The 19,081-nt window shown below is 62.0% G+C and carries 17 protein-coding genes; 4 read left to right on the forward strand and 13 right to left on the reverse strand.

Translation table 11 applies throughout. From position 1 onward, the window contains the following. Positions 1-16 precede the first annotated feature (16 nt). The 13 genes from QEO92_RS19385 to ehuR all read right to left on the reverse strand — a co-directional run bounded on the left by QEO92_RS19385 (position 17) and on the right by ehuR (position 14,353). A complete protein-coding gene (locus QEO92_RS19385) occupies positions 17-1,447 on the reverse strand; it encodes a M20 family metallopeptidase (RefSeq protein ID WP_227704111.1) in 1,431 nt (476 codons plus the stop codon). 29 nt (positions 1,448-1,476) lie between these two features. Beyond that, positions 1,477-3,294: a S9 family peptidase gene (locus QEO92_RS19390; protein WP_227704112.1), complete on the reverse strand. Its 1,818-nt coding sequence runs from the start codon at positions 3,292-3,294 to the stop codon at positions 1,477-1,479. Next, positions 3,291-4,256 (reverse strand): prolyl aminopeptidase, encoded by a 966-nt coding sequence (gene pip, locus QEO92_RS19395; protein WP_227704113.1) that lies wholly within the window; start codon positions 4,254-4,256, stop codon positions 3,291-3,293. Before pip ends, QEO92_RS19390 begins: the two co-directional genes overlap by 4 nt. Before the next feature lie 444 nt (positions 4,257-4,700). Further along, positions 4,701-5,708 (reverse strand): N(2)-acetyl-L-2,4-diaminobutanoate deacetylase DoeB, encoded by a 1,008-nt coding sequence (doeB, locus tag QEO92_RS19400; RefSeq protein WP_227704114.1) that lies wholly within the window; start codon positions 5,706-5,708, stop codon positions 4,701-4,703. A gap of 7 nt (positions 5,709-5,715) precedes the next feature. Next, on the reverse strand, positions 5,716-6,897 hold the full coding sequence (gene doeA / locus QEO92_RS19405) for an ectoine hydrolase DoeA (protein WP_227704115.1): 1,182 nt from the start codon (positions 6,895-6,897) through the stop codon (positions 5,716-5,718). A 34-nt stretch (positions 6,898-6,931) separates the two neighbouring features. After that, positions 6,932-7,924 carry an ectoine utilization protein EutC gene (gene eutC, locus QEO92_RS19410; protein ID WP_227704116.1) on the reverse strand — a complete coding sequence of 331 codons (993 nt, stop codon included), beginning with the start codon at positions 7,922-7,924 and terminating at the stop codon, positions 6,932-6,934. Then, entirely contained in the window at positions 7,921-8,922 is a 1,002-nt protein-coding gene (eutB, locus tag QEO92_RS19415) for a hydroxyectoine utilization dehydratase EutB (RefSeq protein WP_227704117.1), read from the reverse strand. Before eutB ends, eutC begins: the two co-directional genes overlap by 4 nt. A 4-nt stretch (positions 8,923-8,926) precedes the next feature. Further along, on the reverse strand, positions 8,927-9,703 hold the full coding sequence (gene eutA / locus QEO92_RS19420) for an ectoine utilization protein EutA (protein WP_227704118.1): 777 nt from the start codon (positions 9,701-9,703) through the stop codon (positions 8,927-8,929). A 1-nt stretch (position 9,704) separates the two neighbouring features. Further along, positions 9,705-10,364, reverse strand: a complete 660-nt coding sequence (gene ehuD, locus QEO92_RS19425) for an ectoine/hydroxyectoine ABC transporter permease subunit EhuD (protein WP_227704119.1) — start codon at positions 10,362-10,364, stop codon at positions 9,705-9,707. Between the two features lie 2 nt (positions 10,365-10,366). Then, positions 10,367-11,026: an ectoine/hydroxyectoine ABC transporter permease subunit EhuC gene (ehuC, locus tag QEO92_RS19430; protein WP_037153298.1), complete on the reverse strand. Its 660-nt coding sequence runs from the start codon at positions 11,024-11,026 to the stop codon at positions 10,367-10,369. A 127-nt stretch (positions 11,027-11,153) separates the two neighbouring features. Beyond that, positions 11,154-11,999, reverse strand: a complete 846-nt coding sequence (gene ehuB, locus QEO92_RS19435; protein WP_037153300.1) for an ectoine/hydroxyectoine ABC transporter substrate-binding protein EhuB — start codon at positions 11,997-11,999, stop codon at positions 11,154-11,156. A gap of 60 nt (positions 12,000-12,059) precedes the next feature. Beyond that, complete coding sequence (gene ehuA, locus QEO92_RS19440) at positions 12,060-12,845, reverse strand: ectoine/hydroxyectoine ABC transporter ATP-binding protein EhuA (RefSeq protein ID WP_227704120.1); 786 nt, start codon at positions 12,843-12,845, stop codon at positions 12,060-12,062. Between the two features lie 122 nt (positions 12,846-12,967). After that, positions 12,968-14,353 (reverse strand): MocR-like ectoine utilization transcription factor EhuR, encoded by a 1,386-nt coding sequence (gene ehuR / locus QEO92_RS19445; protein WP_227704121.1) that lies wholly within the window; start codon positions 14,351-14,353, stop codon positions 12,968-12,970. Positions 14,354-14,443: 90 nt separating this feature from the next. On the opposite strand from ehuR, the gene QEO92_RS19450 reads away from it, so the two are divergent. The 4 genes from QEO92_RS19450 to QEO92_RS19465 all read left to right on the forward strand — a co-directional run bounded on the left by QEO92_RS19450 (position 14,444) and on the right by QEO92_RS19465 (position 19,055). Then, positions 14,444-14,938: an Lrp/AsnC family transcriptional regulator gene (locus QEO92_RS19450; RefSeq protein WP_037153800.1), complete on the forward strand. Its 495-nt coding sequence runs from the start codon at positions 14,444-14,446 to the stop codon at positions 14,936-14,938. 121 nt (positions 14,939-15,059) lie between these two features. Beyond that, on the forward strand, positions 15,060-16,556 hold the full coding sequence (locus QEO92_RS19455) for an NAD-dependent succinate-semialdehyde dehydrogenase (protein WP_227704122.1): 1,497 nt from the start codon (positions 15,060-15,062) through the stop codon (positions 16,554-16,556). A 29-nt stretch (positions 16,557-16,585) separates the two neighbouring features. After that, positions 16,586-17,965 (forward strand): aspartate aminotransferase family protein, encoded by a 1,380-nt coding sequence (locus QEO92_RS19460; protein ID WP_227704123.1) that lies wholly within the window; start codon positions 16,586-16,588, stop codon positions 17,963-17,965. Positions 17,966-17,981: 16 nt separating this feature from the next. Beyond that, positions 17,982-19,055 (forward strand): alcohol dehydrogenase family protein, encoded by a 1,074-nt coding sequence (locus tag QEO92_RS19465; RefSeq protein WP_037153311.1) that lies wholly within the window; start codon positions 17,982-17,984, stop codon positions 19,053-19,055. Positions 19,056-19,081: the final 26 nt, after the last annotated feature.

The following is a 19,081-nucleotide window of genomic DNA, read 5'->3' on the forward strand; positions in this document are numbered from 1 at the left end:
CAATGCTGAAGGAATTTCAGGCCGCCTCCTTCGGGCGCGGCTGCAGCGGGGGCGTCACGTCGGCCGGAATGGGGCACACATAGGGCGTCCTGCCGACGCGCTCCTGATGATCCTTTTTCGCTGCAGCAAGCAGCTCGGCGTCGCTAAAAACGTCGATCGCGGTGGTGGCCATCATCTTGGCGGCATGGGTCATCCCCTTGTGAGCGGCGGGCATCTTGCCCTGCGCCGTCACCTGCCAGGAATGGCCGGGCGTGCCGATGGCAATCGTCGCGGCATGTGCCTGCACGGTCGGCATCACCCAGCTCACGTCACCGACGTCCGTGGAGCCGATCATTGGTTCGCCGCGGACATCGAGCGGTACGATGAAATCGCAGAGCGGTGTCTCCTGCCGGCGCGGAATGCCGACGGCGCGATAGGCGTTGTTGATATCCTCTTCGCTCAACGTCGCCTGAATCTTCGCCGCGAAGGCCTTGTCTTGCGCATCGAAAGGTATAGGCCCAAGGCGCTCAAGATTGCGCTGCATGGCTTCTTCCAGCGGGCGGTTCGGCAACAGATTGGAAACAGCACTCATGATGGAGATGTGAACCGTCGTCCCCGTCATCATTGCAGCGCCTTGCGCAACCTGTTTCACACGTTCGTTGAGCTCCTGCATGCCCTTGAGATCTCGAGAGCGGATGGCATAGCGGACGGCGGCCGTTGCCTGCACCACGTTCGGCGCGATGCCGCCGGAATCGAGCATCGCATAGTGGATGCGGCTGTCGGAGGGAACGTGCTCGCGCAGATAGTTGACGCCGACATTCATCAGTTCCACCGCGTCGAGCGCGGAGCGGCCGAGATGGGGCGCTGCGGCGGCATGCGAGGCCCGGCCGGTAAATCGGAAATCCATGCGGGTATTGGCGAGCGAAAGTGCGCGTGCCACTTCCGTGAAGGCGCTCGGATGCCAGGTAATGGCGATGTCGACACCATCGAACGCGCCCTCGCGGGCCATGAAGGATTTCGCGGCACCGCCTTCCTCGGCCGGGCAACCGTAATAGCGCACGCGGCCGGGTTTGCCGGACTTCTCCAGCCAGTCCTTGATCGCCGTCGCCGCCAGCATTGCAGCGGAGCCGAGCAGATTGTGGCCGCATCCATGGCCATGCCCATTGCCGGGCAAGGGGCGCGGCTGAGCGACACCCGCTTCCTGGCTGAGCCCTGGCAGCGCATCGTATTCACCGAGGATGGCGACGATCGGGCCGCCCTCGCCTGCCTCGCCCATCACCGCCGTCGGAATACCGGCCACGTTCTCGGTCACGCGGAAGCCCTGCTGGCGCAGCATGGCCGCATGCTCGGTCACGGAACGATATTCCGCATAGGCTATTTCCGGCATGCCCCAGACGCGGTCGCTCAGGGCCTCGAACTCGGTCCTGTGATTATCGACCAAGTCCCAGATCAGGTCGCTGTTCTGCATCGCTCACTCTCTCCAATCCATACTCGTCATCAAAGATGTTTTTCGAGGAACCGGGCGAAGGCGGAAAACACCGTTCGGCGGTTCTCTATCCGGGCAAAGCCGTGGCCCTCGTGGTCGACGCGCAGGTACTCGCAAGGGTGACGCAGACCGCTGAGGCAGGAATAGACGGTCTCGCTCTCTCCGATCGGTACGCGCGGATCACGATTGGCGTGGACAAGGAGCAGCGGCGCCTTCATGCGGGCGATCCGGTTGATGGGGGAGAAGCGCTCCAGCGCCTCGCGCATCACCGCCGGCTCGCCATATTCGGCGGCACGCTGCTGGCGCCCCCACGGACCGGTGGCGAGCAGATGGGTCAGGAAATTGCAGACACCATAGAAATCGACGCCAAGCGCCCACAGATCCGGATCCTCCGTCAGCGCGGACAGCACCATGAAGCCGCCATAGGAGCGACCGAAAATGCCGATACGTGCCGCGTTCACGTCCTTACGCGCGCCGATGGCAAGCCGAATGGCCCGCAGGTCTGCGACCGAGTCCATGCGCTTCTCACGGTCATCGAGTTCATGCCAGGCGCGGCCATAACCGGTGCTGCCGCGGACATTCGGGGCGACCACCATCACACCTTGAGAGACCAGGAACTGCACATCGGCGCGGAAGTCCGGTTTCCATTGCATCTCCGGGCCGCCATGCACGATGAAGAGCACGGGATATCCAGTTTCGGGGGGTGGGGAAGTCGGCTGATAGACGAGAGCCGGCACCATCCGCCCATCGAAGCTTTCGAAGCGTTCCACGAGAGGTTCGACGAAGGACCCGGTATCCGTCCCCGCACCATCGACCGTCACCAGGGGTTCGAAGCTGCCGTTCTCCGGATCGAGTTTCCAGATACCGGGCAGCGTCGCCGCACCTTCGAGCGGGAAGACAAGCGATCGGCTGTCGGGAGTAAAGGCAAGCGATGTCACGACGCCGGGCGGATGCCCCTCGAACATCCGGATGGAACGGCCCTCGCGGTCGCAGAGGCCGATACGGCTCCACCCCTCATCATTGAGGACGAAAGCGATTTTCTGCTGGTCGGGCGAAAGCGCCAGCGCCTCGATATTGCGTCCGGACATATCGAAAATGTTTGCCGTCTCTCCGCCCTCGGCTGGAAACTGCCGGATGCCCATGAAATCGCTTCCCTGATCGCAGACGGCAAGGCCGCCGCGGCCGTCCTTGAACAGGCGGGCGGCGAGATAGCGAGCACGCCCTTGATGCGGCATAAGCGGCGTCAAGCGTCCCGTCGCGATATCGAGGCGATACATGTCCTGATCATTGCCCGAACGCAGGGACTCACGGACGAGCAGCGATTGCCCATCGGGAAAGAAAGCCAGGACTTCCCGCATGCCGTCCCCCTCGCGGACGCAGGTCGCCACCTGCGTCGAGAGGTCCATGACATGGATGTCCATATCGCGAGGCGAGCGAGCGTTGGAGGCATAGGCGATGCGTTGCCCATCCGGAGACCAGGCACCCCATAGATGAACGACACCGAGCGCATCCGTCAGCGCGACGGGTGGACCGGATGTGTCCGGCAGGAGCCAAAGCTGATGGCGTTCGTCGCCGCCGCAATCCGTCGTGAACAGGATATCCCGACTTTTCGGGTTGAAGGCCAACGCGCCGACTGGCTCCGGCATATCCGTGACCTGTCGTGCCGCGCCACCGGCAAGCGGCCTGATCCATATCTGGTTGAAGCCGCTTGCGTCGCAGAGATATGCGAGAAGTGTTCCATCAGGGGATATCGCCGGCGATTTCACCGAACGGATTTCAAGAAAGGGCGCGATGGCGGCCGCATTGAAGGTAGACATCATCCTGCTCATGCGTATTCCCCCTCTTTGGGGGTGATCGGGGTCATTCGCTTGCGAAGCCGCTCGGTCGCCGCCTTCAGCTCATCGAAAAGAGGGCCTTTGGTGGATTGGTGGTTTGCTTCGGTGACGATCGAAAAGCCGGCTTCCGGCCAGGCACGATGCAGTCGCCAGGCGGAAAGCATCGGCGTGACGGTGTCGTATCGTCCCTGCACGATTTCACAGGGAAGATGTCTGATCCGATCGATGTCGCGCAACAATTGTCCTGGTTCCAGAAAAGCACCATTCACGCAGTAATGAGTGAAGAGTCTCGCCACGGCGAGCGCTGCTGTCGGTTCCATCAATGCGGCCACATGGCCCGGATCGGGAAGGAAAGTCTGGGTTTTCGCGGAAAAGCCGCGCAGGCTTAAGGCAGCCGCCACTTCCTCATGTGCGTTGCCGCTTGTCAGGCGTCGGTAATAGGCAGCAAGGAGGTCGGCGCGTTCCTCTTCCGGCACGAAACTCGCGAACTCTTCCCACTGATCGGGAAAGATCGAACGTGCGCCATGGAACCACCAATCTATATCTTCCTGTCCGCCCAGGAAAATACCATGCAGTCGAAAGCCGAGGCATCGTTCGGGATGCGCCTCACCATAGGCCAGCGCAAGACAGCTACCCCACGAACCACCGGCCACAAGCCACCGATCGATCCCAAGCTTTTCGCGAATAGCCTCAATATCGGCAATGAGGGCATCGGTCGTGTTGTCGTGGAGGCTTGCAGACGGGACGGAACGCCCGGCACCACGCTGATCGAAAGTGACGACGCGGAATGCCGATGGGTCAAATGTCTCTACATGCTTGCGGGAAATGCCGGCGCCCGGCCCTCCATGCAAAACCACGACCGGAATGCCGTCATGAGCACCATATTCCTCGATATAGAGCTGGTGACATTCGTCGACCGGCAGATAAAAACGGTGCCTTGCCTTTTGTTCGTCCATCGCAAAGACTCAAGCCCAATAAAATGGTCCACCGGCTAGCCACCGGAATGCCTACAAAATAGGCGAGACGATATTTTGGGCATGATGATCCAGATCGGATAGAGCGTCTAATGCTAATTGCAAATAGCTCATTCCGATTTGGAATAGTTTTATCTCCGCAAATAGGCTGGTTGCCTGGACGCGCCGCAAAGTGGACTTTCCGGTCACCGAAGCCCCGAAGTCGGTCCGTCTTTCGGAGGTTCTATTATGCTGGAAATCTGAAGAACTGGGTCAGCAGATCGTTCTGTTGCGGACAATCTATTCTGCCGCAAGGTCAAAGCTTTTTTCGCCGGAGCATCGAATTGGAAATTTGCAACGGTCCGTTCAAGCATCCGGACGACCCGCCCGGGGGCCGCACAGATCCCCCCTACCAGGGCGGACCGCTCTGCGCTTGTTCAGGTCAGGTCAGACAACAATGACCGCGATGACCGCCACGCAATCGCCGGCCTTCATCAATCCCGGGAAATGCCGTGCGCACAAGATACCATCCATCTTTGCGCGGACTTCGATAGGCGGTGCCCCGGTTCGTCCGGTTGGATAGATACGAGCCACCACGGCACCCTCGCGGACCTCGTCTCCGAGGTCAAAGATAGGCTCGATCAACCCGCCCTCCTCGGCGAAGGAAAAGCAGTTGCCGTCCGGCATATCGAGCCAGGTCGTTTGTCCGGCCTCAGCCCCTCCCGCGACGATGCCGGTATGGCGCAGCACGTTCATGACGCCGCGCTTGGCGATGCCCGCGCTTTTTGCCGTCGCCGTGCCGCCGCCGCCAAGCTCGGTAGTGATGAAGACCTTGCCCATTTCCTCGGCCGCGGTGTCGTACATGCCGACCGCGTCGATTTCGAGCATCTTCATCGAATAAGGTGCGGAAAACGCCTCCACCAACTCGAAGGCACGAGCTTCCTGATCCTTGTCCGGCAGGATGTGCGCGGCGCAGAACGGTAGGAAATCCAAAGTTCTACCGCCCGAATGGAAGTCGAGGACGATATCGGCGCGAGGCAAGAGTTCCCGCTGGAAGTAGTCCGCGATCTTCTGCGTCACCGTCCCGTCCGGACGGCCGGGAAAGCTGCGGTTGAGATTACCCCTGTCGATCGGCGACGTCCGCGTTCCTGCTACAAATGCCGGATAGTTCATCGCCGGAACGATGATCACCGTGCCGCTGACGTCCTCCGCCTTCAGGCAGCGCGCGAGATCGAAGAGCGCAATCGGCCCTTCGTACTCGTCGCCGTGATTGCCGCCAGTCAGGAGTGCGGTCGGTCCGCTCCCGTTGCGGATGACCGTGATCGGGATCATCACCGATCCCCAGGCGGAATCGTCGCGGCTGTAGGGCAGCCGCAGGAAACCGTGCTGCACACCCTCGGTGTCGAAATCCACCGTCGGGCTGATCGGCGACGGCCGTAAAGCTGTCTCGCTCATCGCCGTCTCAATCCTTGACCATCAGCTTGCGCGGCACGTTCGCCAGGCATTCGACGCCGGTATCGGTGATGAGGATGCTCTCCGTCGTCTCGAAACCCATGTCCTCCAGCCAGAGGCCGGTCATGAAATGGAAGGTCATGCCGGGCTTCAACTCGGTGCGGTCGCCGGGGCGCAGGCTCATCGTGCGCTCGCCCCAGTCCGGCGGATAGGAAAGACCGATCGGGTAGCCCGTGCGGTTGTCCTTGACGATCCCGTATTTCTTCAGCACCGCAAAGAAGGCGTTGGCGATGTCCTCGCAGGTATTGCCGGGCTTGGCGACCGCGAGACCGGCTTCCATGCCTTCCAGCGTCGCCTTTTCCGCATCGAGAAAGGCTTGCGTCGGCTTGCCGAGGAAGACCGTGCGCGACAGCGGCACATGATAGCGATTGTAGCAGCCGGCGATCTCGAAGAAGGTGCCCTCACCCTCCTTCATCGGCCGGTCGTCCCAAGTCAGATGCGGCGCCGATGCCTCCCTTCCCGACGGCAACAAGGGCACGATTGCCGGATAGTCGCCCCCGATCCCGTCGACGCCGCGCGTGCCGGCATCGTAGATCTCGGCGACGAGATCGCATTTGCGCATGCCGACCTCGATCTTGTCGAAGATTCGCGCATGCATCGCCTCGACGATGCGTGCCGCATTGCGCATGTACTTGATCTCCGTCTCGCTTTTGACCGCGCGCTGCCAGCTCACCAACGCCGTCGCATCCACGAAGCGGGCATTCGGCAGGTGTTTCTGCAGGGAAGCGAAAGCGGCGGCCGAGAACCAGTAATTGTCCATCTCGACGCCGATCGTCAGCGTGCCGAAGCCGCGATCCGTGAGGATGCCGGAGAGGTAATCCATCGGATGGCGCTCGGTCGACTGCACGTAGTGGTCCGGATACCCGACAATGTTTTCATGCTTCAGATACGCCGTGAGCTTGGCACCGTTGGCGTCCTGTCCGCGGCCAAACCAGATCGGCTCGCCGGACGGCGGCACGATGACGGCCTGGTGCACATAGAACGACCATCCGTCATAACCCGTCAGCCAGGCCATGTTGGATGGATCGCTGACGATCAGCAGGTCGATCCCCTTCGCCTCCATGGCGCGCCGTGTCTTTTCCAGCCGCGCGGCATATTCGCCGAGCGAGAATTTGAGATTGGGCTGGGTCATGTTTCTTCCCTTCATTATCCGGCACAAGGTCGGCTCAGCTTTCGAATGCGGTGCCAGCGCCGGCGGCATCCGCTCGCGCGAAGGCAAGCGTGGCGATGGCGGTATCCTGGATGCCCGTACCGGTGAGGTCGGCAAGCGTGATCTGTCCGACGCTCTCGCGACCGCGGCGAAGGCCGGCGACGACTTCACCGAGTTGCGGAAACTCCGCATCCGGTGAAACGAGCCCTGCCTCTATGGCATGATGTAACTCCCCTAGCCGCCGCGTCTGTTTCAGGCTGTCGGCGACGTAGACATCGACTTTGGCAATCGCCGCCGGATCTATCTCGTTCTTGTGCTCGGCATCAGAGCCCATGGCAGTCACATGTTGACCGGGCCGCAGCCAGTCTGCCTTCAGGATCGGCTTTTCCGACGGTGTGGTGGTGACGATGATATCGGCACCCGCGACCGCGGCCTCTGGATCGGCCTCGGCGCGAACCGGAAACCCGAGTCTGGTCGTCAGATCGGCAGCCACGGCCTCTGCTTTTGCGGCGTCGCGTGCCCAGATGCGTGCCTCGCGGATCGGACGGACCAGCGTCAGAGCCTCAAGCTGAAGGCACGCCTGCATACCCGCACCGAAGATCGCCGCAACGGTCGAATCCGGACGCGAAAGATGTTTTGCGGCAACCGCGCCGGCCGCGGCCGTCCGGACATCGGTCAGATAGCCGTTATCGAGCAGCAGCGCCTGCACGAGACCGGTGCGGCTGGACAGGAGGACCATCATGCCGTTCGTGCTCGGCAGGCCGATCTTCGGATTGTCGAAGAAGCCGGGGCTGATCTTGATGGCAAAACCTTCGATGCCCGGCACATAGGCCGTCTTCACATCCACCTCGCCGCGATGTTCGGGAATATCAAGTCGCAGGATAGGCGGCATGGCGACCGGCTTGGTGGCGAGCGCATGGAAGGCATCTTCGACACAAGCAACCGCCTCACGATCGAGCGGAACGAGCTTGCGCAGGTCTTTTTCGGTGAGAATGACCATCCGGCTCATGCGGCGTCCTTGCCATAGATCACGTCGCCGTTGATCACCCGCCGATGCTGTTCCATGTCGACGTTGCGGCCGGAGAGAATGGCGACGATCGGGCCTCGACTTGCGACCTTGCCCGCCAACAGCGCCGCGATGCCGACGGCTGCAGCACCTTCGATGACTTCGCGCTCAACGGCATAGGCATGCCGCATCCCGGCCGCGATCTCGGCTTCGGAAAGCAGAACCACGTCATCGAGAAGTTCGCGGCACATGGGGAAGGTGACGCGGTTATCGAGGCCTATGCCGCCGCCGAGCGAATCCGCAAGGCTCGGCAGTTCCTCAACCAGAACCGGCCCGCCGGCATCAAGACTCGCCTTCATTGCCGCACCGCGTTCCATCGTCAGGCCGATGACTCGAGCCGATGGTTTCAAACCTTTCACAGCAGCGGCAATGCCGGCCGCAAGCCCGCCACCGGACAGCGGCACCAGAACAGTCTCGACCTCCGGCACCTGCGCGACAATCTCAAGGCCGAGCGTGCCTTGCCCCGCGACGACCGCCGGATGATCGAAGGGCGGCACCACGACCAGCCCCTCTTCCGTGACCAGCCTAGCCACCTCCTCCTGCGCCTCGTCCTGCGAACGCCCGATGATGCGAACACGTGCGCCGAGACGACGGATTTCCGAGACCTTATTCTCCGGCACGAGCGACGACATGCAGATGGTCGCAAGCGAACCTTCCGCTCTCGCGGCAAAGGCGAGCGCCCGGCCGTGATTGCCGGTAGACGCGGCCACGACGCCCCGTGCGCGCTCTTCTGCAGAAAGGGACAGAACGGCGTTGGTCGCGCCGCGCAGCTTGAAGCTGCCGGTGGTCTGGTGATGCTCCAGCTTCAGATGAACCGGCGCACCAACGCGTTCACTCAGCGCCCCCGACTCCACCATTGGGGTGCGGAGTACGCGGCCATCGACACGCGCGGCGGCGGCGCGGATATTATCGATCTGAACCGGCAAGGTCTTCTCCCTCATCAGCTCAGCCTTCCGGATAGGGCTTCGTCATCAGCATGCCCAGTTCGGGACGCGGTGCAATTTCGCCGCAGAGCCGCAGACAGGCCCAGGCTGTGGCGAGATTGCTGCTGACGACCGGCTTGCCGATCTCGGCCTCGATGCGTGCCGCGACCAGTGCAGCGCGGACCGCCGTGCAGGAGATGAAAAGCGCTTCCGACTCCGGCGCCATTGCCTCGCAGGCAAGCGAGACGATCTCGTCCGGGGCGATGCGCGCCATTTCGCGATCGTCCTCGAAACCCAGGCAGGTGAAACGGTCGATCGTGAAGCCGAGGCCGGCAAAATAGTCGGCCATCGGCCGGCTCGTTTCCACGGTATAGGGCGTCAGGATCGAGATGCGGCTTGCGCCCACCCCCTTGAGGCCCTTCACGGATGCCGCCGTCGGCGTCACGACGGGAACATCCGGCTTGGCGACGCGGATCGCCTCCTCGATCCGTGCATCGCCGATCACCACCGAGGCGGAGGTGCAGGAATACATGACCGCATCCAGCGCCTCGTCCGGTAGGATAAGCGAGGCGCCTTCGGTCAGCACCGGCTGCATTTTTAACAGGTTCTCCGGCGTCGTCGGATTGGCATAGGGAATGCGGCTGACATAGACGCCGATGCGCTCGCTCGCGACCATGCGCTGGAAATCGGCTTCCGTCGTGTGGTCGGTGGCGAGAATGATGAGGCCGATCCGCTTTTGGAGCGGGCGGTCGTCCAGTCGCGGCTTCCTGCCGGCGAGGCTTATCTCAACAGAAGTCATCTCAGTCATCCATCCGGGCATAGCGTTCCTCGAGCCAGCACAGTCCGACGACTGAAACCAGGCTGACCGCGAGGAAGAAGACGCCGACCAGTGTCATCGGCTCGATGTAGCGGTAGTTGCTGTTGGCGATGCTCTTCGCCTGGTTCATCAGCTCCAGCACGGTGATGGCCGAGAGCAGCGGCGTTTCCTTGAACATCGCGATGAAATAATTGGCTAGCGCCGGGATCATCGGTGGCAAGGCCTGCGGCAGGATGACATGGATCCAGGCTTGCCGTGTGGTGAGATTTGCCGCTCTCGCCGCTTCCCACTGGCCGCGCGGCACGTTCTCGATGCCGGCCCGATAGACTTCGGCCGTATAGGTCGCATAGTGGACGCCGATGCCGATCACGCCCGCGACCAGCGGAGACAGCCGGATGCCGATATCCGGCAGCACGTAGAAGATGAAATAGAGCTGCACGAGAAGCGGCGTGCCGCGGATGAATTCCGAGACGAAGCCAACGGTGCGCGAGACCGCGGCGATCGGCGAACGGCGCGCAATGGCGAGCGCGAGACCGATCACCGCAGCCACCGCCGCACCGAGAATGGTCGCCAGTATGGTGATCTTGAACCCTTCGAGAAGGGTCGGCATGATCTGCCAGACGAAATCCCAATCCCATTCCATGGTCAGGTCCTCACGCCATCGAGGCTGCGCGTCATCCGCCGCTCCAGCCAGCGCATCGCCGTTGAAATCGCCCAGGCCATGACGAAGTAGAGAATGAGGATCGTCGTGAAGGGGACGAGCGTATTGCCGGTCTGAGCACGGACGACCTGCGCCTGAAAAGTCAGGTCCGTCAGCGAGATCAGCGATACGACGGCCGTGCCCTTCAAAAGCTCGATGGCGTTGTTGCAGAAAGTGGGCAGCATCAAGGGCAGCGCCTGCGGCAGGATTACGTGGCGCAGGCGCTGATAGCGGGAAAGATTGAGGGCGATACAAGCCTCCCCCTGCTCCCGTCCAATCGCCTTCACGGCACCGCGGACAACTTCTGCGCCGTAAGCGCCGACGTTCAGCCCCAGCGCCAGAACCCCCGCCTGAAGGGGCGTGAGAGTGAGCCCCGCAAAAGGAAGCACGAAATAGACCCAGAAGAGCTGCACGAAGATCGACGTGCCGCGGAAGAACTCGATGTAGGTCGTAGCAAGCGCCCGCACGACGAAGAAGCGCGACAGCCGGCCGAGCCCGGCCAGGAAAGCCATCACCAGCGCGAGAGCCGACCCCATAATAGTCAGCTGCAGCGTTACCAGTGCGCCTTCCAGAATCAGCGACAGATAGCCGGACCAGTCGATCATCAGGCCTTGTTTCCCAGTCTCTTCCGACGAGTTTGCCCCTCATCCACCTGCCGGTACCTTCTCCCCGTGAGCGAGGGAGAAGGCCGACACGGCACCGCCGGTGCACCCGGCGTAAGGGGTAAATTCATTACTGCGCGGCAGCACACTGCTTGTCGCGGGTGGTCGACATCGCAGCCTTGGCGGAGAATCCGTAGGGTTCGATGAGCTTGGCGAACTCGCCAGAATCCTTCAGCTTCTTGAGCTCCACATCAAAGGCATCGCGCAGCGCTACATCCTGCTTGCGGAAGGCCGCGCCATCGCAATAGACCGGCGCACCGACGACCGGTGCGACGACCTCAAGGTTTGGATCCTTCGCCTTGTCGAGCAGATCGTGGATCGAAAGAACCGGAAGCGAATAGACATCGATGCGACCGTCCTGAAGCATCTTGAGACCGCTCTGCCCGTCCGGCACGACGATGACACGATCGCGAGGCACGCCGGCCTGAAGCGCGAGCTTCTCCTCGGTGCCGCCGCCGGGTGCCCCGATTTTCGCATTGGTGTTGTCGGCGATGTCCTTGTAGCTCGTCAGCTTCAGCGGATTGCCCTTCTTGACGGCAAAAGCTTCCGCATCGCAAAGGATCGGCTCGGAATAGGCAACCGCGTTGCAACGCTCCGGCTTCATGAACAGACCGGCGGTAATGGCATCGTGACGGCCGGCCTGAAGGCCGGGGATCATCGCGCCATATTCGGAGATCGAGGCAACGACCTCCTTGACGCCGAGACGCTCGAAAATGACGCGGGCGACATCAGGCGCCGCACCCGACACCTTACCGTCGGCACCGACTGCCGTATAGGGCGGCTCGTTGGCGATGGCGATACGGGCAAACCCCTGCTCCTTAAGCTCCTCCAAATCCGCTGCGGATGCAGACATGCCGCCGGCAACGGCGATAAAGGCCGCAATGCTGGCAGCGGTTGCGAGAATTCTTGTCTTCATTGTTCCCTACTCCTCTGGTTTCCTGATTATGTCTTCGGGCTATGTCGCCGCCGCCGGCGGTCAGACGCGGTGCCCCGCCGCGATGATCTTGCGAAGGAACGTCTGCGTGCGCTCCTGCCTGGGATTGCTGAAAATCTCCTCCGGCCTACCTTCCTCAACGATCTTGCCGCGATCGAAAAACAGCACGCGATCCGCAAAATCGTGGGCAAAGCCCATCTCGTGCGTCACGAGAAGCATGGTCATGTCGGTCTCGGCCGCGAGCCGCTTCATGACACTCAGCACTTCTTCGACGAGTTCGGGATCGAGCGCCGACGTCACTTCGTCGAACAGCATGATCTTCGGAGAAAGCGCGAGCGCACGGGCGATCGCCACACGCTGCTTCTGACCGCCGGAAAGCTGCGCCGGCACGCTTTTCGCCTTGTCCGCCATGCCGACCATGTCCAGCAATTCCATCGCCCGCTTTTCGGCGTCTGAACGCGCCACGCCCTGGGTCAGCATCGGCGCCAGCGTGATGTTGTCGAGAACGCATTTGTGCGGAAACAGATTGAAGTGCTGGAAGACCATGCCGATCTTCTTGCGCATGCGATGAAGATGGTGCTCGTCGGCGGGAACCAGATCGGCGCCCTTCTTCATGTGATAAAGCTGCTCGCCGTCGACCTCGATATGTCCGCCGCTGATCGATTCCAGCGTCATCAGGATGCGCAGGATCGTCGTCTTGCCCGAGCCGGAAGGGCCGATCAGCGCCAGCTTCTCCCCCGGCATCACATCCATTGATAACCCGTCGAGAACGGTCAGCGGACCGAACCTCTTCACGATGTTGTCGATACGGATGATGGGTGACGGCATTCATGTCTCTCCCTGTTGAGACAAGCAATGCATCAACGATGACGGCCTCTCGAAATCATGTCAATTCGGAAAATAATATCATGACAATATTTGTTTACCTGCACAAACCACAGGCGCCAGCATCAAATCGCAAGCAGCAGCTCTTGAGGGTTTCCCTGCGCCAGCGAAGCAACGATCCCGAGCCCGGTACGCAGTTCGCTCTCCGTCGTCGATCCGAGCGAGATGCGGACGGCGGGCGTCCACCCGTGATCGGTCGTATGGAACGACTTGCCGGGCGCGATCCCGACGCCGCGCAACCGAGCCTGCGCCACGAAGGCATCTTCGGTATGACCGCAGGAAAGCGGTAGCCATACATGCAGACTCTGGGGATGCGCCCGATACGGCAAACCCGCCAGCATTTCGGCAGCGATGGCATGACGGCTGGCAAGCGCGCGGCGCTGCCAGGCGACCAATTCCATGGCCGTGCCATCGGCGACCCAGCGCGTCGCGATCTCCGCCATCGCCGGCGTTGCCATCCAGTTGGAGACCAGATGTCGGTTCGCGACGGCGGCAACATAGCGGTCCGGCGCGACAAGATATCCGATCCGCAATCCTGGAACAGTCGTCTTGGTAAATGTCGTCACGTAGAGCGTCCGCTCCGGCGCAAACGCGGCCATCGGCGGTGCGCGGCCCTCGACCATCGGACCGAGAACGTCGTTTTCGATGATGGCGATGTCATGCCTGGAGGCAACCGCCGCAAGCGCCTCCCGACGACCCGCGCTCATCAGAGCGGCCATCGGGTTGATGACCGAAGGCTGCAGAAAGATCGCCCGGATCGGACCCTTGCGGCAGGCCTCGTCCAGCGCTTCGGGGATCATGCCCTCCTCGTCGATCGCCAGCCCTTCGAGATGCAGGCCGAGATAGGTCGAGAGCGGAACGAGCGTATGGTGGCTGACTACTTCTGTGGCGACCGTCGAACCGGGCGGTGCGACGCTCATCAACGCCGTTGTCATCCCCGACGTCGCCCCGTTGGTCAAGCTGACATTGAGCGGCGAAACGTCCAAACCGCAACGCGCCAGCCATTCAGTGGCGACGGCGCGATGACGCGGGAAGACCATGTTGGGCCGGAACGACAAGGCGGAACTCGCCGGCAGGTTTTCAGAGAGCCAGGCAAAAGCCTGCCGCATCTTCTCGACATGGATCTGCTCGCAGACCGGTTTCAGGATCGAAAGGTCGATCACCTCGCCAAGCCTCTCCGGCAGGTAGGGTGGTTCCGGCTCGCGTGGCTGCGTCTGCACGAAACTGCCACGCCCGATCTCGCCGGAAATCAGCCCGCGGCGGATGAGATCGTCATAGGCCCGGCTGACCGTCTGGACCGACAGGCCAAGATCCTCGGCCATACGGCGATGGGTCGGCAGCTTGGTCCCGTTGACAAGCTTGCCCTCCTGAATAGCGCGCGCGATCTGCTCGGCGAGCGAAAGATAGGCCGGTCGGCGGAGCTGGGATGGATCGGGACGCCAATTTGTCATGAATTCGACTGTGCTTAAAATCAGTTCAATTGACAATGGCAAAACGAATTTTCATTGTCTTTCTCAACAGTGATGCAGACGGGAACCTCCATGAAGCTTGACGCCATAGACTTACGCATTCTGGAAGCAGTCCAGAATGATGGCCGCATCACGAAGCTGGCGCTGGCGGAAAAGGTCGGCCTCTCTCCGACCCCCTGCTGGATGCGCCTGCGCAAGCTTGAAAAGGCGGGCATCGTCGCCGGCTATCATGCCCGGCTTGCGCCGCGAAAGATCGCGCCGATCGCCAGCGTCATGGTGGAGATCACGCTCGCCAACCATCGCCAGATCGATTTCGACCGTTTCGAGCGGGTCGTGGCGGCGATTCCGGAGATCACCGCCTGCTGGTCCGTCGGCGGCGGCGTCGACTATATCGCGAAGATCGTTGCTTCCGATATCGACGCCTACCAGCGCCTGATCGACAACCTGCTCAACCGCGAACTCGGCATCGAGCGCTATTTCACCTACATCGTCACTAAGACCGTGAAGGAGGAAACGGGCGTGCCCCTTGCTGCTCTCTTCGGGAGAGACGATAGTCAGCAGCCCTAGACAATCTCTCTGCAAGGCCGGGTCAGTTTAGACCATCTCTCTCTTTTCCCGCTCAGGAATGGACAATCTCTCGCTTCAGCGAGGCGATACTTGGGCCACGACCCTGAACGAGGATCTGGCCATGACCGCAATTTTTGCTCGCCCCGCCTATCACGAGGCCCTGACGCGTCTCACCGACCGTCACCTGCTGCGCGATCTAGCCTATGTGGATGGGCGCTGGGTTGCCGGCGCCGGGGGCAGCAGCTTTCAGGTCACCGATCCCACCTCTTCTGCGACGCTTGCCTGGGTCGCGAGCCTCGGCGCGGAAGAGACCAGCGCGGCAATCGATGCCGCCACGGCCGCCTTTCCTGCTTGGCGGGCAAAGTTGCCGCAGGAACGGGCAGCAATCCTCAGGGAATGGTGCCGCCTGATGCTGGCAGCCAAGGAGGATCTAGCCCTACTCATGACGCTGGAACAGGGCAAGCCGCTCGCCGAATCCCACGGAGAGATCGACTATGCGGCCTCCTTCATCGAGTGGTATGCCGAGGAGGGCAAGCGCGTGAATGCGGAGAGCGTCACCAGCCATCTCCTGGGCGCGGAAATGATCGTCCGGCGGGAAGCGCTTGGCGTCGTTGGCGTCGTCACCCCGTGGAACTTCCCCTCCGCCATGGTGACACGCAAGGTGGGGGCAGCGCTTGCCGCCGGCTGCACGGTCGTTGCCCATCCCTCCTCCGAAACGCCGCTTTCAGCACTCGCGCTTGCCGAACTCGCCGAACGCGCCGGAATACCGGCGGGCGTGTTCAACGTCGTGACGGGCGATGCCGCCACCATCGTCGGTCGACTTTGCGAAGATACACAGGTGCGGGCGATGAGCTTCACCGGTTCCACCGAGGTCGGCCGGCTGATCGCCACTCAATGCGCACCCACGATGAAGCGGCTGGTGATGGAACTCGGCGGCCATGCGCCCCTGATCATCTTCGACGACGCCGATATCGATCGCGCCGCCGATATCGCTATTGCCGCCAAGTTCGCGACCTCTGGCCAGGACTGCCTCGCCGCCAACCGGATATTCGTCCAGCGACCCATCCTCGATGCGTTCAATGCGGCTTTCGCCAGGCGGATCGCCGCTCTGAGGGTCGGCGACGGGCTTGCCGAAGGCGTGGATATCGGCCCGCTGATGCATGAGCGGGCCGTGATGAAGGTCGAGGCGCAGGTGAAGGATGCGCTCGACAAGGGCGCAAGACTGCTGGCTGGCGGCGAGCGGCACAAGGCCGGTCCGCTTTTCTTCGAACCGACGCTTATCACCGATGTGCCGGCAGATGCGGCCATCATGCGCGAGGAAACCTTCGGACCGGTCGCGGCCGTCACGGCCTTTGACACGGAAGAAGAAGTCGTCGCCCGCGCCAACGACACCGAATACGGGCTCGTCGCTTATGTGGTCACCGAAAACGGCGCGCGACAGATGCGCCTTGGGCGCGCGCTCGAATATGGAATGGTCGCGATCAATCGCGTGAAGATCACCGGCGGGCCGATCCCCTTCGGCGGCTGGAAACAGTCCGGCGTCGGACGCGAGGGCTCCCGCCACGGCATCGAGGCCTTCACCGAACTCAAATACCTCTGCATCGACACCACCGCCTGAGTGGTCCCATAACCTTGAAGGATAGAACCATGCTCGAAAGAAACAACGAACTCACCGCTTGGGACCGGGACCATTTCTTCCATCCGTCGACCCATATGGGTATGCATGCGCGCGGAGAAACGCCAACCCGGGTGATCGGCAGCGGCGAAGGTGTCTACATCACCGACAAGAACGGCCGCACCAGCCTCGATGCGTTTGCCGGTCTCTACTGCGTCAATGTCGGCTACGGCCGCCAGAAGATCGCCGATGCCATCGCCGAACAGGCAAGGAATCTCGCCTATTACCACGCCTATGTCGGGCATGGCACGGAAGCCTCGATCACGCTTGCCAAGATGATTGTCGACCGGGCGCCGGAGGGCATGTCCAGGGTCTATTTCGGCCTTTCCGGCTCCGATGCCAACGAGACCAACATCAAGCTGATCTGGTACTACAACAACATCCTCGGCCGGCCCGAAAAGAAGAAGATCATCTCGCGCTGGCGTGGCTATCACGGCTCCGGCGTCATGACCGGCAGCCTCACCGGCCTCGAACTCTTCCACAAGGCCTTCGATCTGCCGCGCGTGCCGATCGTACATACAGAAGCGCCTTATTATTTCCGCCGGCCGGACCGGTCGATGAGCGAGGAACAGTTCTCGCAAAATTGCGCCGACAAGCTGGAGGAACTGATCCTCTCGGAAGGTCCAGAGACGATCGCCGCCTTCATCGGTGAGCCGATCCTCGGCACCGGCGGCATCGTTCCGCCGCCGAAAGGTTACTGGGAAAAGATCCAGGCCGTGCTTCAGAAATATGAAATCCTGCTCGTCGCCGACGAGGTCGTGACCGGCTTCGGCCGCCTCGGCACGATGTTCGGCTCCGACCATTACGGCATGAAGCCGGACCTCATCACCATCGCCAAGGGTCTGACTTCCGCCTATGCACCGTTGTCCGGCACAATCGTCTCCGACCGTTTCTGGCAGGTCCTCGTACAGGGTTCCGATCAGCTCGGTGCGATCGGTCATGGCTGGACCTATTCAGCCCATCCGATCTGCGCGGCAGCCGGTATCGCCAATCTCGAACTGATCGACGAGATGGGACTGGTGCGGAATGCCGCCGAAACCGGGGGCTATTTCCGCTCCAGGCTTGCCGAAGCCGTTGCCGACCACAAGCATGTCGGCGAGGTGCGCGGTGACGGCCTCATGGCAGCGGTCGAATTCGTGGAGGACAAGGACGATCGGAGATTCTTCGATCCCTCTCAGAAGATCGGACCGCAGATTGCAACTGCACTTCTGGAGCGCGGCGTCATCGGCCGCGCGATGCCCCAGGGGGATATCCTCGGCTTTGCGCCGCCCCTTTGCCTCACGCGTAAGGAAGCGGATATCGTCGTAAAGGCGACGGCTGAAGCGATCGAAAATGTCTTCGCCAACCGCTGACGGGAGAAAAGACATTATGGTTTCAATCCCCGAAACGATGGCGGCGGTCCTGCTGACCGGCCACGGTGGGCTCGACAAGCTCGTCTACCAGCAGGACGTTCTGGTGCCGAAACCTTTCGCGGGTGAGGTTCTCATCCGCGTGACAGGCTGCGGTATGAACAATACCGATGTCTGGGTGCGCCAGGGTGCCTATGGCACCGAGGATGACCCCGGCGCCGTCTCCACCTGGCGGCGGCAGGGCAACACGCTCACTTTCCCACGCATCCAGGGCGCCGATACCGTCGGCCACGTCGTCGCTGTCGGCGAGGGCGTCGATCCGGCGCGGATCGGCGAACGGGTGATGGTCGATTTCTCCATCTATAACCGTGAGGACGACAGCCTCGCGGACATCGATTACATGGGGCACGGCCGCGACGGCGGTTATGCCGAATACATGACGCTGCCGGCCGAGAACGCTCATGTGGTTGACACAGACATGAGCGACATCGAGCTTGCCACGTTCTGCTGTGCCTATCTGACCGGCGAGCGAATGCTGGAGCGGGCGAGGCTCTCAGCCGGTGAACGGGTGCTTGTCACCGGTGCTTCGGGCGGCGTCGGCTCGGCGATCATCCAGCTTGCGCGGGCGCGCGGCGCCATTCCCATCGCCGTCGCAGGCCCCGGCAAGGAAAGCGCCATGCTCGATATCGGTGCCGAAGCGGTGGTGACGCGCGGCAAGGGCGATCTCATCGATGCCGTGGCCGAGGCGACAGGCGGCGAACCGATCGATGTCGTCGCCGATCTCGTGGCCGGCCCTATGTTCAATGATCTCCTGAAAATCCTACGTCCCGAGGGCCGCTACACGACCGCAGGCGCGATTGCCGGCCCGGTCGTGCAACTCGATCTACGCACGATGTATCTGAAGCAACTGGAACTGCACGGCTCCAGCCAGGGCAGCCGCGCCGATTTCCGTCGCCTCGTCGGCTATATCGAAAGCGGAAAAATCCGGCCGCTGGTCGGCGGCGTCTATCCGCTGTCGGAATTCCACCGGGCGCAAACGGATTTCATGGCCAAGAACTTCGTCGGCAAACTGGTCGTCGTTCCCGACCCCTGAAACGCTTCGGTCGTCAACGTCCGGAA

This window comes from Neorhizobium petrolearium (assembly GCF_029854435.1).
Lineage (GTDB): Bacteria > Pseudomonadota > Alphaproteobacteria > Rhizobiales > Rhizobiaceae > Neorhizobium > Neorhizobium petrolearium.

Excerpts from the sequence above, each read along its gene's own strand:
- doeB (WP_227704114.1), bottom strand. The coding sequence starts at position 5,708 with ATGAGCGAGACAGCTTTACGGCCGTCGCCGATCAGCCCGACGGTGGAT.
- QEO92_RS19455 (WP_227704122.1), top strand. The coding sequence starts at position 15,060 with ATGACCGCAATTTTTGCTCGCCCCGCCTATCACGAGGCCCTGACGCGT.
- doeA (WP_227704115.1), bottom strand. The coding sequence starts at position 6,897 with ATGACCCAGCCCAATCTCAAATTCTCGCTCGGCGAATATGCCGCGCGG.
- ehuB (WP_037153300.1), bottom strand. The coding sequence starts at position 11,999 with ATGAAGACAAGAATTCTCGCAACCGCTGCCAGCATTGCGGCCTTTATC.
- ehuA (WP_227704120.1), bottom strand. The coding sequence starts at position 12,845 with ATGCCGTCACCCATCATCCGTATCGACAACATCGTGAAGAGGTTCGGT.
- pip (WP_227704113.1), bottom strand. The coding sequence starts at position 4,256 with ATGGACGAACAAAAGGCAAGGCACCGTTTTTATCTGCCGGTCGACGAA.
- ehuD (WP_227704119.1), bottom strand. The coding sequence starts at position 10,364 with ATGGAATGGGATTGGGATTTCGTCTGGCAGATCATGCCGACCCTTCTC.
- eutA (WP_227704118.1), bottom strand. The coding sequence starts at position 9,703 with ATGACTTCTGTTGAGATAAGCCTCGCCGGCAGGAAGCCGCGACTGGAC.
- QEO92_RS19460 (WP_227704123.1), top strand. The coding sequence starts at position 16,586 with ATGCTCGAAAGAAACAACGAACTCACCGCTTGGGACCGGGACCATTTC.
- eutC (WP_227704116.1), bottom strand. The coding sequence starts at position 7,924 with ATGAGCCGGATGGTCATTCTCACCGAAAAAGACCTGCGCAAGCTCGTT.
- QEO92_RS19465 (WP_037153311.1), top strand. The coding sequence starts at position 17,982 with ATGGTTTCAATCCCCGAAACGATGGCGGCGGTCCTGCTGACCGGCCAC.
- QEO92_RS19450 (WP_037153800.1), top strand. The coding sequence starts at position 14,444 with ATGAAGCTTGACGCCATAGACTTACGCATTCTGGAAGCAGTCCAGAAT.
- QEO92_RS19390 (WP_227704112.1), bottom strand. The coding sequence starts at position 3,294 with ATGAGCAGGATGATGTCTACCTTCAATGCGGCCGCCATCGCGCCCTTT.
- eutB (WP_227704117.1), bottom strand. The coding sequence starts at position 8,922 with ATGAGGGAGAAGACCTTGCCGGTTCAGATCGATAATATCCGCGCCGCC.
- ehuR (WP_227704121.1), bottom strand. The coding sequence starts at position 14,353 with ATGACAAATTGGCGTCCCGATCCATCCCAGCTCCGCCGACCGGCCTAT.
- QEO92_RS19385 (WP_227704111.1), bottom strand. The coding sequence starts at position 1,447 with ATGCAGAACAGCGACCTGATCTGGGACTTGGTCGATAATCACAGGACC.
- ehuC (WP_037153298.1), bottom strand. The coding sequence starts at position 11,026 with ATGATCGACTGGTCCGGCTATCTGTCGCTGATTCTGGAAGGCGCACTG.